Annotated in this window: 12 protein-coding genes; 5 read left to right on the top strand and 7 right to left on the bottom strand. The window is 56.4% G+C overall.

All coding sequences use genetic code 11. The features are described from left to right. Nucleotides 1-187: 187 nt before the first annotated feature. On the bottom strand, nt 188-5773 hold the full coding sequence (locus tag EOD29_RS30140; RefSeq protein WP_063169424.1) for a DUF3320 domain-containing protein: 5586 nt from the start codon (nt 5771-5773) through the stop codon (nt 188-190). Between the two features lie 636 nt (nt 5774-6409). On the opposite strand from EOD29_RS30140, the gene EOD29_RS30135 reads away from it, so the two are divergent. Both EOD29_RS30135 and EOD29_RS30130 read left to right on the top strand, forming a co-directional pair. After that, complete coding sequence (locus EOD29_RS30135) at nt 6410-6823, top strand: MucR family transcriptional regulator (protein ID WP_082826711.1); 414 nt, start codon at nt 6410-6412, stop codon at nt 6821-6823. Nucleotides 6824-6857: 34 nt separating this feature from the next. Continuing rightward, on the top strand, nt 6858-7688 hold the full coding sequence (locus EOD29_RS30130; protein ID WP_127224212.1) for a thermonuclease family protein: 831 nt from the start codon (nt 6858-6860) through the stop codon (nt 7686-7688). A gap of 13 nt (nt 7689-7701) precedes the next feature. Here EOD29_RS30130 and EOD29_RS30125 read toward each other — a convergent pair whose 3' ends face one another. From EOD29_RS30125 to EOD29_RS30100, 6 genes are all read right to left on the bottom strand, one after another. Continuing rightward, nucleotides 7702-8847, bottom strand: coding sequence for a DUF4236 domain-containing protein (locus EOD29_RS30125; RefSeq protein WP_095770037.1), 1146 nt, complete (start codon nt 8845-8847; stop codon nt 7702-7704). Between the two features lie 50 nt (nt 8848-8897). Continuing rightward, nucleotides 8898-9956 carry a hypothetical protein gene (locus EOD29_RS30120; RefSeq protein ID WP_224571173.1) on the bottom strand — a complete coding sequence of 353 codons (1059 nt, stop codon included), beginning with the start codon at nt 9954-9956 and terminating at the stop codon, nt 8898-8900. Then, nucleotides 9944-11260 (bottom strand): hypothetical protein, encoded by a 1317-nt coding sequence (locus EOD29_RS30115; RefSeq protein ID WP_063169428.1) that lies wholly within the window; start codon nt 11258-11260, stop codon nt 9944-9946. The genes EOD29_RS30120 and EOD29_RS30115 overlap by 13 nt, the downstream gene beginning before the upstream one ends. Then, on the bottom strand, nt 11260-12078 hold the full coding sequence (locus EOD29_RS30110) for a hypothetical protein (protein WP_127248737.1): 819 nt from the start codon (nt 12076-12078) through the stop codon (nt 11260-11262). Before EOD29_RS30110 ends, EOD29_RS30115 begins: the two co-directional genes overlap by 1 nt. Beyond that, nucleotides 12071-13510 (bottom strand): hypothetical protein, encoded by a 1440-nt coding sequence (locus tag EOD29_RS30105; RefSeq protein ID WP_063169430.1) that lies wholly within the window; start codon nt 13508-13510, stop codon nt 12071-12073. Before EOD29_RS30105 ends, EOD29_RS30110 begins: the two co-directional genes overlap by 8 nt. A gap of 197 nt (nt 13511-13707) precedes the next feature. After that, the gene (locus EOD29_RS30100) at nt 13708-14316 is read right to left on the bottom strand and encodes a hypothetical protein (RefSeq protein ID WP_127248736.1); all 609 of its coding nucleotides are present in this window, start codon (nt 14314-14316) and stop codon (nt 13708-13710) included. Here EOD29_RS30100 and EOD29_RS30095 point away from each other — a divergent pair. Genes EOD29_RS30095 through EOD29_RS30085 form a run of 3 tightly spaced genes read left to right on the top strand, consistent with a single transcriptional unit; the run spans nt 14315 to nt 15142 of the window. Further along, nucleotides 14315-14539 (top strand): hypothetical protein, encoded by a 225-nt coding sequence (locus EOD29_RS30095; RefSeq protein WP_127248735.1) that lies wholly within the window; start codon nt 14315-14317, stop codon nt 14537-14539. The two genes, EOD29_RS30100 and EOD29_RS30095, sit on opposite strands and share 2 nt — an antisense overlap. Before the next feature lie 52 nt (nt 14540-14591). Next, on the top strand, nt 14592-14876 hold the full coding sequence (locus tag EOD29_RS30090) for a DUF6804 family protein (RefSeq protein ID WP_063169433.1): 285 nt from the start codon (nt 14592-14594) through the stop codon (nt 14874-14876). A 14-nt stretch (nt 14877-14890) separates the two neighbouring features. After that, nucleotides 14891-15142, top strand: coding sequence for a hypothetical protein (locus EOD29_RS30085; RefSeq protein WP_127248734.1), 252 nt, complete (start codon nt 14891-14893; stop codon nt 15140-15142). Nucleotides 15143-15161: the final 19 nt, after the last annotated feature.

The following is a 15161-nucleotide window of genomic DNA, read 5'->3' as shown; positions in this document are numbered from 1 at the left end:
AATCCTGCAATTCCAAAGCCGCTATCCGCCTCAATCAACAGGCCAGATCAATGGCTTGCGGATAGTTCACGGCCGACGAGATGAATATCGGCCGTGTGTACGAATCGAAATGCCATTCGGCCTCCGCCAGCAAAAGAGGTGTTCCGAGCTTCGACAGAAATTGCAACGAGGGCGCTGCAGCGCCCCGTTACACTTCAGCTAATTTCTCGCTCGCGGATTCGCCGGCCACCAACAAGCCGTCTTGGGACCGTAACACTCCTTTGGCAACCAAATCGGCGACCCCAGCTGAAATCAGCTGCCTTAATTGTGCGCTTGTGGCTTTGAAGCCCAGCATCCTGGCAACGCCTGTGGCGATTTCTTCCTCTGTCGCACCGAGGTTGGATTTCACGACTTCCATAGCGCCTTGGGCGACCTCGTCCTGCGCAATCATTTCGGGCTTGCGCAATCCAGCGGACACGACCCCACTGCGATCCCTGAGACGAACAGGAACACCTGGCTTGAAGCAGAAGTTGCCTCGACGGGCTACTGAACCACCTCTCTGTGCTATGCTTACCCCCCGCTCGATTGCATCCTGAATCCTGCCACCGGCCCGCTGCAGACCCCAGGCGTCCCGAATACGCGAAACTATTTCGTCGACATGGATTGGCGTTTCTGTAGCCACGACCTGCTCGACCAGTCCGGCCATGATTCCGCTGGGCGTCTCGTGGAGTTCGAACGATCCCGGTCGCTTTAGTTCGGCCTCTTCGTAGGCTCGATTGGGTGTCTCGGATCCGTTTGTGCTTTCGAGACCGATTTCCGTCACGTTGCCTCGGTCGACCGTAACAACCTGCACGGCTACAGCTCGATTTCTCTGGACCCCCAATTCGGCCCGCTCATCGAGTTCTTTTCTGGCGGCCTCAATCGCTAGTATGGTTCGCTCCAGCTGCTCACGAGGCCGTTGGAACCAGTCAGCGCTCCAGATGCGATGGATGATCCAACCATGGTCTTCCAGAACCGACTGCCGAAGCCGGTCTCGATCTCTGGCCGAGCGAGATGAGTGATATTCTGCGCCATCGCATTCGATGCCAAGAATATAGCGGCCTGGCCTCTCTGGATCCGCAACTGCGAGGTCGATGAAGAAGCCGGCAATGCCCACTTGAGCATGAACCTGATAACCCATTTCGATCAGCGCGTTGGCTACCTGTTCTACAAAGATTGAATCCATTTCGCGAACCGTGACTTGGGCAAGCGAAATTCGCCCTGTTCTCGCGTAGTGCAAGAAGAGCTTGAAGGCGAAGATGCCTTTCCCTTTGCCACGCTCCAGGTCGATGTCCTCGTCTGTGATGGACGCGAATACTTCGCAGCTGCGCTTGGCGCGGCTTATGAGGACGTTGAGCCGACGCTCGCCGCCTTCCGCGCCAAGAGGGCCGAAACGCATGGCCATGTATCCCTGGGCATTCTTGGCATACCCCACCGAGATCATGATCACGTCGCGCTCATCGCCTTGAACATTTTCGAGGTTCTTGACGAAGAATGGCTCGCTTGGATGAGCGTGAAAGAATTCCTCGGTGTCGGGATTTAGTCGCCGCAGCGCTTCGAGTTCATCCTGGATCGCGCGGCGTTGGCTAACCGAAAATGTTGCAACGCCTAGAGTCTCTTGCGGGTTCACCTTCGCATGACGGATGATCGCCTCCGCTACTGCTCTCGCCTCTACCGGATTGGTTCCTGTGCCGCCGGAATCGAAGACCCCCTCCGGCACATGATGAAACCGCAACCCCATACCTGCCTCTTGGGTATAAGGGCTTGGCACGATGAAAAGCCGGTTCTCGTAGAACTGGCTGTTCGATACTGCGATTAGAGATTGGTGACGGCTACGGTAGTGCCAGCGCAGCATACGCTGCGGCAAGCCGCGGGCCGTGAACAGGCCGAGGATGCTTTCAATGTCGGCGACCTGCGCGCCCTCACCCTCGTCATCTTCAGACTGCGAGCCTGTCATCTTCGCGAAGAATGTCGTGGGTGGCAGTTGGCGTTCGTCGCCAACGACGACCACCTGACTGGCCCTGGCGACCGAGCCAAGTGCGTCCACGGGCTGGATCTGAGACGCCTCGTCCATCACGAGCAGATCGAAGGACATCCGGCCGGGCGACAGGAATTGCGCCACCGAAAGCGGGCTCATCATGAACACTGGCTTCAGCGCCTGGATGGCAGGGCCTGCCTTCTGCATCAATTGCCGGATGGGCATGTGGCCTCGTCTGCGCGCCATCTCAGAACGAAGCAGTCCGACAGGTCCAGCTCCGCCGTCTCTTGAAGGAATTTTCCGGTGATGAGCCGTTACAACTTCGATGGCGCCGGCCTTGATGCGCTGGCGGTCCAGATCTGCGAAGTCACGTACAGCCCTGGAATGCAGTTCCCCGTCGAACCTTGCCAGCTCCGGCTCATCGGTCGCCATCGCCAGAAACATTCGTTCGTAGTAGGCCATATCAAAAACTGATCGAGCCGATCCTGTTGTAATCTGGCCGTTGGCTAGGCCGTCTATCAACTGTCCCAGTCCAGCCTTTCGGGCCGTTTCGGATCGCTCTTCATAGGCAACCCATTTCGAGAGCTGCTCCTGATGATCGAGCCAACCCTGCAGCCGAGAAACGACCTCGCCTATCGCGACGTCCGGAAAATCGACTACTCCAAACAAGGAGGGAGCATCGGCTTTCAAATCCCCTGTAAGCGCCTTCAATTCCCGCGCTGCCGCTTGGGCCGCTTCACGTGCTGAACGTGCCGAGTTTGCGATCTCGATTCTTTCAGGCAACCGCGCAGCCAGATGTCGGATCGAGCCATTTTCTTTCAGCCAAAGCTCGGCTTGCGTGAGAGCGGCCCAATCGGATCCTCGACCGTGCCACGACGAGCCGAATACGAACTTGCCAAGGCTCTCTCCCGCATCGATCCCTTGAGCAAGTGCTTGTAGTCTGCCTAGTCGGCGCAGTAGCTCCACCCGCTCAGTGATTAGATCCGGAACGTCAGTCAGAACCTGTCGTGACGCATCATCGGCTTGAGCTACAGTGCTCGCCTTCGCTTCCATCAGTTGCAGCGAGGCCCGCTCGGCGGAAGCCACGTCGCCTAGCATGGATGACGCGAGGTGCCCGAGATCGTTCCAGAAACCTTCGATAATTGGCCGACCGATTTCGATAACCTTGCGAACGCGCGCTGCACGCGCACCGGCCTCGGAGCGTTCCGCCATCCGGCCGGCGATAATCCGAGGTTCGGGGCCTAGCCCTCGTAGAGTCCGCATCCACTCCACTAGCGCGAGCAGTGGCGCGGAAGCCGATCGCTCCCCACGCCAATCTGCCCCGAAGGCGGAACGGCCAAAAGCGTCGCCTTCGCGGACTCTTGCTGCGGCAGCCTGACCCTTCATCAAAAGGTCGAGGAGACCAACTATCTGCGTCGCAGGCGCGCTAGGGTCGACCACAATAGTCCGCGCAAGTGCTGTGGCGCGACGGTAGTCGCCGTTCAATGCTTTCAATATTCCCGTGTGTGTGGCGAGCGCCTGCCGCGCCGCGGCCACCTCGGTGCTCCACGCCGCGTCAACAACCTTGCCCTGAAGGTCGGCTCTGGCAGCCTCAAGCGTCGCTACGCTGTCGGCAAGGTCGCCTGCCTGCTCAAGTCCGGAGTCCCAAACGGTGGCTGCGAAGGCCTCCGGACTTGCGTCAGGTGCTGCCGCTACTCGCTCGCCGGTCACGGCCAGCCTGAGCAAGCCTGCCAACGTGTCTGGCAATATCGCCGATCCGAGTTCCTGATTCAGGCGCTCAGCTTCTTCCCTCAAGCGTGGGAGCAGAATGGTGAGCTGTCGCGCACGATGGAAACCATCTTTCGGAAATTCCGAGGGAAGCTTTGCAAGCTCTGTCTCGAGACCTTCAATTGGCGTGTCGATAGCCGTTGCCGCCAACTGCTCCGAAAGTTCCTCGGACTTGCGGGCGAAATCCGTTCCTGACCAGAGAAGCGATGAAATGTCTTTCGGACGCTCATCCCATACCGGCGAGACGAGCGCCTCGGCAGGAAGTCCAGGCGCGGACGCGAGAAGCTCAGCGCGATCTTCTATCTCGCCGCTGTCGCTGAGAATTTTCGGAGGCTCGGCCTTGATCCGCTCAGCGATACCGACCAGTTTGGCGTGCAGTGCCTTGGCTTGGTCCAGCAACGCCGCGATGCGTGGGACGAGCCTCTCAATGGTCGTTGGAAGAACGACATCCAGGCCAACTCCCCGCCACGGGTGGTGGATCGGCAAGCCGATCTCGTTGATCCGCTGAGAGACCTCATCGAGCAATTTGCGACGTTGCGAAACGCCGTCAGTTGTCCAGCTTGTGGCATCCGTAAGTTCGATGTCCACTGGTTTCTGACCGACCTGCCTTAGTCGGGTTAGCTGGCCGAGAACCTGATAAGGAGTGAGTTCGGACGCTCCGAACGCAACGTGCATTCGTGCAGCATGTGCGTTGAGTTTATCGCGAGCCTCCAGCAAGCGATCAGTTAGGGAAGAAGGAAGCTGGCCCCTGGGCGATCCGAGTTGCCAGGTTCGCCGCAGCTCCTCTAGCATCATGCGCTTGTTCGCCTTGTTACTATGCAGCTCAAGGCAGGCGTCCCCCACCCCAGCAGTGTCAAGCCGTCGCTTGACGACCTCCAGCGCTGCCATCTTTTCGGCCACGAACAGCACGGTCTTTCCGTCGGCAACGGCCGACCCAATAATGTTTGCGATCGTCTGCGATTTTCCTGTCCCAGGCGGACCTTGGATAACGAGGTCGCGACCTTTTCTGACGTCATGGATCGCCAGTGTCTGAGAACTGTCACTGTCGACGATATGCAACATTTCGGCGGGCGCAATGTGCGGATCAATCGCTATGTCGTCCGACATAAGCGGCTCGCGTGTTTCGAAACCATCTGAAAGAAGCGAGCGGATCTTCGGTTGTTCGATAATCTTTGCGCCATCGGGCCAGAGATCCGGATCCAGATCACGGTACATCAAGAACTTCGCAAACGAGAAGAAGCCGAGCACCATATCGTCGCGAAGCACCTCCCAACCCTCTTTGGTCGAAATTGCTTCGGCAACGGCATCGAGATAGGCCGAGACGTCGAAGTCATCTCCCACCTCAAAACGCGGCAGAGCGAGCTTGTGAATGCGGTCGAGATAGAGTTCCAAGGAGAGGTTTGCGGTAAGATCTTCCGGCCGGGCTCGTAGGCGGAATTTTTCTCCAGCGGCCCCTCGCTCAAGCCGAACCGGCACCAAAATGAGGGGGGCCTGACGGATGTTCTCTTTGTTGTTCGGGTCAATCCACTTCAGCATTCCAAGGGCCAGAAAGAGGATATTGACGCCCTGCTCTTCCTCGAGTGTGCGGGCATCATGGTAGAGATCAAGGAGCCGCCGCTGCAGCCCAGTTGGGGTCATACGCGTCTGCAGCTTGGTGTCCGAGTGCCGCGCGGATATCCCTCTGTTATCGACTCCATCGTCCTCTGGTTGGGCGAGAGCGACGGGGGAATAGTCGATCTCTTCGTCTGGAGGGCTGCTTTCATCCTGGCCCGCTTTCGGCCTATCGGGCTTGCCGGCCAGGAAGGTAAAAGCCTTTCCTTCGGTCACCAGCAATCGATAAATTTCGGACGACTTCTCATCGACGATATCGATCGTCTTCGCGCTCTTGGAAAACCGCGGCACATTCAAAAGTCGATTGCGGGCGGAAAGATCGAGCAACTCCATCCTGGCGCGCTCGAGTTTCTCCTTTAGAGGGAGATCGCTTTGGAAGACTGACTGTTTTACGTCCAAGACTTACATCCCCTTTGAAAGGAGAACCAGCTAGAGCCCGCGTAGAGCGTTCGCGCAAGAAAAAACAGCCGTGTTCAATTAGAAACGACTGCGATCACTTCTGGACACCGTCCAATATTGCGACGTGTGATATGGGTCAGAGCCTGCATTCTTGGCCCCCTTTGCCTAGTCGCTATCCGACGAGGATTCTCGCTCCCTGCCCCCGTATTTAGCCGCCTCCACAATGTCTTTTTCTGACACAGAGAGTCCGTTGCGGACCCGAATGGCTCCCGCACTTGGAACGCGGTCCAATTCAGATCCAGTCTTTGCCTTATCCTTCTGGGGCTTAACCTCCGGCGGCGGGTCTTTCGAAAATGTCATGCGTAGGTCCTACTCGTCCAAATCTAAATGCATCCGCCTGTGAGCCTCAAGCCGCTTTCCTGGTCATACAAAGAAAACGCCGCGCCCAATCAATCCACCGTCTCTCGTGGTTCCGCATTCTGATTGGCGCTTTAACATTCATCACTATTAGCGCCTGGCATTTAGTATCCTCCCTCTACTGGTTTTTTTAGCCGATAAGTAATAGATCGGGATTTCACTGCAGAAGTCCGGAGCCATGAAGTGACTGACGAAATCCAAAATACGGCCACCGCGCTGATGGAGCTTACCGCCGATATCGTTGCGGCTTATGTGAGCAAGAATTCAGTGCCGGTCTCCTCATTGCCGGACCTTATTGCCAGCATCAATTCGTCATTAGCGCGTATCGGCCAGCCGTCCGAACCGGAAAAACCCGACCAAGTTCCCGCGGTCAACCCCAAGCGCTCAGTCACTCCAGACTACATCGTCTGCCTCGAAGACGGCAAAAAGTTCAAGTCCCTCAAGAGACACTTGAACACGCATTTTGGACTGACGCCCGACGCCTATCGCCAAAAATGGGGCCTCTCCAACGATTACCCCATGGTCGCGCCTAACTATTCAGCCAATCGCTCCAGATTGGCAAAATCGATTGGCCTCGGTCGCACAGCAGCCGCGCCCAAGAAAGCAGCAGCCAAGAAGTCAAAGACGCGCTAGCAAAACATTTGGCAGCTTCGCAAAGGATCGAAAATTGAATCGCGATCGCTATTCCCATCGCCGCAGCTCGCGGCCAAGACGCGGCCGGGTTTCAATTATGCGCAAGCGTTTCTTTTCACATAAATCATTAGCCGCGATCCTGGTGATCACGCTAGCAGTGGGCGCTTATGTCACCTCCTACTTTACAGGGTGGGGCAACCAGATCGCGGGACCCAATACAGCAAGCGCACTCGGGTCAAAACCGAAGCCTATCGTCGGCGTAGCGTCCATCGTTGACGGGGACACGATCGAGATCCACGGACAGCGTATTCGTTTCAATGGCATCGACGCACCTGAAAGCAGCCAAAACTGCAGCGACGCAAGCGGGCAAGAATACCCATGCGGCCGCAAATCCGCAGAAGCACTGGACATCTTCCTCAGTCAATCCCGACCCATCCAGTGCAACTTTGTTTCGTGGGATCGTTACAACCGCTTCGTTGGTGATTGTCAGCGGGCGGACGGTGCTAGCATTGCGTCTTGGATGGTCGAACAGGGTTATGCCCTGGATTGGCCTCGATACAGCCATGGTAGTTACGCGTCACAACAGGCAGATGCCCAAAGGGCCAAGATTGGCATCTGGGTTGGCACTTTCACAGCCCCTTGGGATTGGCGAGCAACACATGCAGCCAACAATAAACCCGGTAATGACACATCCTACGGCCTTACAGGCCGTCGCCAAATAGCTCAGAGCTATTCGTGTCAACCGCGTCGCTATTGTAAGCAAATCTCCTCATGCGATGAGGCGCGCTGGTATCTCAATAACTGTAGCTGGGGACCCAAATTGGACCGGGACGGCGACGGAATTCCGTGCGAAGGCATTTGCTGACCAAGCCAATTCCTTAGCGCGCTTTCAGCAAGCCGGACTGGCCACCAGCGTTTCGGTGCATTTGCGCGAGTGCCAATAGAGCCTGGCAAAAGGGCTGGCTGACGTTTGTCTTGGAAAATTCCACCAGCTCGTTGAGCCCGGATGGGCTAGAAAACCGCAAGGCTTCGTAGCGACAGACAGGGATCTGCCGATTATCTCTGAAGCGTTTGTCGGGTCCGCCATTCTTATTGGGATGAGCCCAGGTATAGCTCACGATCTCAGCATCAGATGGAACTTTGCCGGTCTCAATAAAATTGCTGGGGGCAAATTGCGTCCTGAGGTCCCCATACCCAACGGCACCGTACTGGTTTCCGTCCTTCACCAAAATCATGTCTGGCATGAAATAAAGGATTTGCCGGCCGACGTGTATCGACGGTGGTGTGACATTGCTGCGAACAACCGTCGGCAAGGAAGCTTGGAGCGTCGTCGACTTTTTATCGACCAACATCGTGGCTCCCGCATTGCGCTTCCAAGTCGTCAGATCCTCTATCTTGCCACCAGCCGCGACATGCCAACTCGCCGCGCAGCGTGTGAGCGTGTCAAAGGCGGCGACAAGTCGCCCGTAGGCCGCCTCCGCGTCCTGCTCCAAATCATAGTAGAGCACGCTCACCCGGCGGTAGCTGTCCAACCAGTTGCCAATAAGCATGCCCGGCAAAAAGGCAGCAATACCGATCAGCGCCACCCCACCTCCCAGCATTGCGCCTGCGATCAATCCGGCGATCCCAAACAGCACGGCCAGGATGAGCGACATTCGCGTCTGCGATTGCCTCGCATTGATTTCATCAAGCACATTGGCAAATGTCTCATCACGCATCTCGATCACATCGGCGGACTCGATTTCTCTCATCACGACGCCACCGCTGACATATTCCACGGGTGAGGATGTTGGATGGGGCTTTGGCCCAGATGGGAATTCAGACAGTTGCAGCGTCTGCTTGGCGCTGCGCTTTCCCAAAGTGCCTCGGTAGTAGAGACCGCCGACGCCTGCATGAATATAATGCCCTCGTGGGCCAGTCCCGATACGAAGACCTTGCACGCCAACGGACGCGCCAACCCCGCCAGACGAGAAGTTAAAGCGGAAAGGTCCCGCACTAATCGATTTTCGAACGTAAAACCCCATCCCCGCAATCCCCCCCAAGCCCTGTGAGCGAAACCCAAGGGCAGTTCGCCTCACAACTTTGGTACCGGAACCAGTCCAATATCTGTCTCTCGCGAACGTTGCCTGACCCTGATCTCAATTCGCCTCCTCGCCTTGACGTCGCCGGCCTGTGCGCCGTCGGTGAGCCGGTCGCCAGGCAATATCAACTGGCCGCCGGACATTGGCAGGATGGTGAAGCCTTTCAGTTCCGGCATATCGCGCAGGATGCCTGTGACGGAGATCGCTCGCGCTAATCCAAGCCCGGCATTGTCGGCAGGATGGAGTGTGCCAATGTCCATCTTGCGCGCCAGTACGGGCTGAAGGCCTCTGTCCATATTCGATGAGTCACCGGACATCGCCTGCTCGTCCGTGTGGCCAATCACCTCAATGACGTCCACACCATAGGAAGTTGCAATTCCAGCAATGGTCTTCGACATCTGCCGCAACTTCGTTTTGAAGCCACCGGAAAGCTCCGCACTTCCAGTATCGAAATTATAGCCATCGAGCTCGCTAAGACTGATGATCGGTGGCCAATCGTGTGGCTTGTCAGCAGAGGCCTCGTTCCTTGCCTTCTTCAGTGCGTCAGCAAGATCCTTGGACGTCTTGCCCGTGCCAACGTAGCCGAGCTCGCGCAGAACCTTCATCTTCTCGATCATGGCTTTGGCCTGATCAACGTCGACGTCGTTGTCAGAGAGGACTTTGGCGGCCGGCGCGCTTTTCACCGCTTCCTCAAGGGTCAGTCCCACTTTTTTGATTGCCTCTGCGGCCTCTTTGGCCCGGACCAATTCACGCCATTCTTGATCTGGTACATTGCGTCGACTTGCAGGCTTGACCATGGCATTCAGCTGAGCCAGCAACCGCTTGTTTTCCTCGTCAAGCTTGCGAGCGTTCTCATTGAGGGACTGCGCAATCTTCTGCGCTGCCGCAGCCTCTTTCTTTGTCTTGGCGATGAGCGCGCCTGCAGCAAGCAAAAGGCAGAAAACGAGAAGCAGCATCGTCTCAGCCATCGTCAGGCCGAGTATCAGGCCGCGGCCATAGCCCTTGCGCTCAAACGTAATGGCTGTTCCGCTAACCTCACTCACCTGCCCCACCAACTTGCTCTCTTTGGCGGTTCACCCTTCTCCACCTCCGCCGGACTGCTTAACGATCGGAAGGTGTCGCCCTCCGTGTCATCCGAAACCTTGATTGGCGTCTCCACAGGGGAGGCAACAGTGGAAGGTGCCGCCACTCGCTCGACATCGTTCGCTATCGCATTGCTCAGAGGCTGGGGCGTGCGCACGGCCGGGAGGCTATGTTGTGTAAGGGTTGCGACGAGGCCGCGTGTTTCATTGCTGTGTTTCTGCATCACAGCCATGAACTCCTCAGTCAAACGCTGCTGCGCTTGGACAGTTTCTGCGGTCTTTTCTGCGGCCGCTGCCGCTCTCTCCACTCCAGTCGCCACCTTGATCACTGCGTCGGCAAGACCGGTCATCCGCGTTTGCTGCTCTTGCGAGGCTGTTTCGGTTTTTATCGCATATTGTGCGACAGCATTACCCAGGAGCTTGACCATCGGCGCCAGATCGTTCTTCAGCACCTCATCAGGAACAACCACCTTTTCCAGCTTGGCAGCCATATTGTCGGCTTGATTACCGAGCTTTCCAACAGAGTTGGACATCGAGCTGTTGGCTTTATCCAGCAAATCCGCTGCAGCTCCAACGCGGTTCGCTATCGAAGCAAACTGGGTTTCGACTTGCCCGAAATTGTGCTGCAACGCGTCACTGAGCTTGGCAGACGCCTCTTGGACAGGCTTGATCGATTCCATGGCAATATTGTCCAGGGCAGATCGAATGTGCTCCCCATTGCGTGCCGCTTGCTCGGCAATCTCTGCAAAGCCCTCTTCGAGCATTTGATGGCTGACACGACGAAAGTCGGCGAACTCCCTGGTTACGCTTTCCATCTCGGCTCTTACACGCCGTGTCATGTCGGCAAGTTCGTGCCTCGCCGTTCGCTCAATGTCCGCGGGATCGCGCCGCATCTGATTGTAGAAAACCCTCAGAGCAATACCGGTGATCGTCGACGTGATCGCGATGCCAAAATTTTGGACGATCGTGTCGGTTGAGCCTTCCGTTCCAAACTGAAACAGCGAGACCCCAAGGCTCGTCAGGGTGAACAGGAAGCCCATATAGTAGAGGTTATCGCCGGTCTGCTCGTCGTGCAGTTGTAGCTTTCCAGCAAAGATCGAAACCCCGAGATAGAAAAACATCAGGCAGGCCGGTGCTACCGCCGCGACGATCGGATTTACGCCTGAGAGTTTTGCAATGGCGATGAATACACACCCGCCGAGTGTCAATGCCGCGAAAACCACGACCGGCAGACGTGGATGATCCAGCAAAGGTTTGTCGTGCGCTCTCGCCATCAGTTTAACCCATCCAAGCCAACCAGCTTTTCGAACTCGCCGTGATGGTTCTGGACCCAATGTGTCCAGAACTCCGCGTGATCCAGGGTCTGAAATGGCTTCTTTGCCCGATCGATATAAAGAATTGTGATGCCCACCCCATCCAGCGACGTCCCATATGTGCGGTCGGCGGCGCTGTTGAGGTATTTTTGGTGATCCAGTCCCGATCGGTACTGCGAGTAAATCGTCGTATGCTCGATCATGTCAGAGGCGACCACCAATCGCTTGGGACTGCCCTGTTTGGCCAAGCTGCTATCGAAGAGCGACAGCTTGATTTTCTGAATTCCAGCCATGATCGGAGATTGGCTCGCGGAAGCCGCATTCGGGATTTCATCGGGAAGTTTGTTCAAAGGATCGCCGAAGGCGTTTTCCCACTTCTTTTGACGCCGCGCAGGATTGTTGGTCCAACTATCGACGGTCGACCCATCACCGGGATTGCATCCATCGAACATCACCGTCAGCTCACCAGGCGCCGAGCTCAGGGTATAAATCCTCACATACCCACCCGGCTCGACCTGCCCAATGGTCTTTCGGAACTCGTTCTTGAGATCAGCCATCGTCGTTGCCGAAATTGGATCAGTGGCGTCGATGAGGACGGCGGTCAGGCTGGAGGGTCCGTCCAATGGGCAATTCGTGTTGGCGTCGATATGGCCATTGCCAGACCTGGTCCACATCCAGCCGAAGCCGGCCAACATCGCAACGGATAGCACACCAAGGGCAATGGCCGCGGCAATGGTACCCGCATTGCCTTTCTTGCGTCTGCGGGTTCGCCTAGACATTCACGCTGTCCGGGTGAAGCTTATCAAGATCTCGGTACTGCTCAATTCCCCGTTCGCATTCCTGACCAATCAGACGAACCTGCTCGTTGAGTTCCTCCTGCGCCTGGCGAATTGATGCGCCAACATCTCCCTCATTCCACTCCCGCTCGCCGGTGACGTATGGCTTGATGCGATCAAGTTTGTAGGGCGTTCCGAAATGCTTGGGCGCCGGCTCGGTCCTCGCCTGGATGTTGGCTTCCCGATACATCGACAAAAGCTGATTGCAGGCTCGCTCCAATTGGTCTTGATGCTGCGCAAAAAGAGCCAGAAGCCTCGATCGATGATCGACAATCGCGCGGTGCTCGCGCCGGCGACTACCAAGCTGCTTGACGATTTCCTCCACTTTTTCGTTGTGGTCGTCGCGGACATCCTGCAGCTCTTCGATCAGTTCCTTCTTTCGATCGATGTAGTCATCGCGCCGTCGAACGAGCCGATTTTCAACGCCAGTGTAGCCTGGGTAAGGGTCGAGCACGAACCAGCCGTCGATAAAAGCGAAAAGCGAAAACATCAGGCCGATCGCAAACAGCAACCAGGACTTGATGTCCGTGAGACCCGCTGGATTGGCGAGCATATTACGGATGACCTCAGCGCCGGCGCCGTCAGCGAGCGAGCCGCTGACCTCACGGTAGTGCGCTAGCGCCAAGTTTATCGAAATCGCCAAGCCGATATAGAAAAGGATTGAAATGATCCCAACGAATTTTACGAAAAACGACCGATGGGTGACGAGACGAGCGCAGAAAACCGCCAGGAGCAAAGCCGCCCCGATGTTGATGAAAGAGAATGCCGCAGCCTCAAGGATGCCACCAAAAAATCCCTGCTCATTGCCCTTGGCCAGGAAGTTGCCGTTCATCGCTGTCTCGACCAGAAACAGAAATAGCAGAAGCGATAGCCGGAAAATGTGAGCGGCACCGTGCTGCACACGCGCGGCACGAACGAGACCGTGCTTCTCCTTAAACCATGCATGCTCTTTTTCGGCGTCGTTCAGGGCCCTTCTCAGGCCGTGAAGTTCATCGAGGCCCACGGCGACCGAGGCTTTGAAGTCCGAAACGCTAGCGGCATTCGTCTGACGGATTAGACCGAATTGTTCCTCGAAATCGAGGCCGGCAAGACGACCTCCAAGGAGTTGCAGGTTGTCCTCAAGAGTGTGATGCGCAGCCTTCTTCTCATCCTCAACGCGTTCCACGATGGCATGTTCGACATCGTCGAGATTCTTTGCCGTTTTCGGGGGTTGGTTCACCTCGCCGCGCTGCTTTCCGCGGTTAATGACATCCAGGTCGCCGTCGATCTTGGCAGGGTCCAGGCTGTTGAATAGCTGAGTGCTCGCCCGAAAATCGTGGTTGGATTCTCGCAGTGAGTCACGCAACTTATTTAGTTTTTCGAATTTAGAGCCCACGCACTCACAACCCCAACTTTACGCCCCCCGGCAGAGTGGTTTCTATGCATAGTAGAGCTAAAGGGCAACCGCACATTCACTTCTATCCACTTGCTAGTGCGGATCAGGCTCAATTGAGTTCCAACAAATGATCATGGCTGCTGATCAACTGGTTGATCGGCCGCGACTAGTCATGTCATGAGCCGTGCTGCGATGCTCTAAGGACAGAGTGCTACGAGCGGGTTCGCGACTGGGAAATTATCCACAGTCGTATACGTGTACTGGATCTCACCGCCCAGGCGAACGAAGGCAGATAGTTCCTCCGCACGACAGACATAGTTTTTGGTCATTTCATCGATCTTCTGGACATAGACCGGCCGCGAGACGCCAGCAGCCAACAATTTGGCGTCTACTTCCGCATCGGTCTGAGCCCAGGTGGCGTTGAAAACGATCCTTGGCCCGATTGCGATGATGCTCCGAACGGAGATGTTCGAACTGATCAGCATGGGCAATGCTGGAGCCATTTCGGTTTGCATTTTTTTTGCGTAGGCGCAGACGTCGGTCTTGGTGTACTTCGAGAGGCATTCATTTGCCGTCGCCACCCTTGGCCATGTCAGCAGGATCGCCAACGGGACGTGCATCAATCGCAATCCATCCAAAGTATTCTCCTCGCCCGATCTTGGCCTGCACAGAGGAGCATCTATCCTATTTGTGTTCACAGTGCCACGAGCAGCTTGTGCCCGACCGGCAATAGTGCTCTGTCTGAAATACTTTGGGAGGGCAATAAAATGAAAACAACATTTCTCGCGGCTATGGCCGCTGATCATGTCAGCTCCGCTGGGCCTCCTCTTCATGCTGGGCGGGCCGATCACCTACGTGATGAATGTCGTCGACACATGGCAGGGCCATGCATCAGTGGTCGTAAAAATCCTGATTAACTTGAGCCTGGATGCGATGTTGGCGTTCATTTGGCCGATCACTTGGGCAATCTGGCTTTTCAAATATATGGCGGGCGCCGAAACTCCACTAACAACCGTGCTGGGCGTTTGAGGATCAAGTTTGCTGAAAATAATGCTTTTCGACGCCGGCCGGAACGGTCCGGTTGGTCTGCATCTGTGTAGCTATTGCCTCGCTGCTGGCGGTAGCGCCATGGCCGTACGGCTATTACCAATTCCTCCGCGTGGTGGTCTTTTTCGCCGGGATCTACTGCGGAGCCATGGTGTGGCGATCAGGCCCTGAAAATCGCACCCTGGCTTGGGCGCTGTTTGGAGCGGCAGCGATCTTCAACCCGTTCATGCCGGTTCATTTGCCGCGCGAGCTGTGGGCAATCTTCAACGTCGCAGCGGCTACTCTGTTCGGCTTTGTCGCATACCGGCACCGGAATTAAGCCGATAATCTGAGATGGCCAAGAGTGGACCTGAGACGCCGAAGGTCAAGGCGCGCCCGAGGGTCACCGTGTCACAGCCGTTGGCGCTTTATGCGGGAGATCTCCTCGAGCGGACGAAGGAGTACTTCGAGGCTTTCAACCATCTAGGCTCGGAGTCGGAAAAGGCGCATCTTTTTGCCCGTTATTTTCTATTTTCGCATGCCCTAGATGTGGAGCTTCAACAGGTTGTCCTCGATCAGGGCGAGGCGACTGATAGGCGTTTTTGACTTTAGGCTGCCATGTGGA

It is taken from the genome of Mesorhizobium sp. M1A.T.Ca.IN.004.03.1.1, assembly GCF_003997555.1.
Classification (GTDB): Bacteria; Pseudomonadota; Alphaproteobacteria; order Rhizobiales; family Rhizobiaceae; genus Mesorhizobium.
The sequence above is the reverse complement of the archived record's forward strand: the minus strand, read 5'-3'. Positions and strand labels throughout refer to the sequence as shown.

Bases quoted from the DNA above. Each gene is read 5' to 3' on its own strand.
- EOD29_RS30115 (WP_063169428.1), bottom strand. From the start codon at position 11,260: ATGGCGAGAGCGCACGACAAACCTTTGCTGGATCATCCACGTCTGCCG.
- EOD29_RS30085 (WP_127248734.1), top strand. From the start codon at position 14,891: ATGGCCAAGAGTGGACCTGAGACGCCGAAGGTCAAGGCGCGCCCGAGG.
- EOD29_RS30095 (WP_127248735.1), top strand. From the start codon at position 14,315: ATGTCAGCTCCGCTGGGCCTCCTCTTCATGCTGGGCGGGCCGATCACC.
- EOD29_RS30110 (WP_127248737.1), bottom strand. From the start codon at position 12,078: ATGTCTAGGCGAACCCGCAGACGCAAGAAAGGCAATGCGGGTACCATT.
- EOD29_RS30135 (WP_082826711.1), top strand. From the start codon at position 6,410: ATGGAGCTTACCGCCGATATCGTTGCGGCTTATGTGAGCAAGAATTCA.
- EOD29_RS30125 (WP_095770037.1), bottom strand. From the start codon at position 8,847: ATGGGGTTTTACGTTCGAAAATCGATTAGTGCGGGACCTTTCCGCTTT.
- EOD29_RS30100 (WP_127248736.1), bottom strand. From the start codon at position 14,316: ATGATCAGCGGCCATAGCCGCGAGAAATGTTGTTTTCATTTTATTGCC.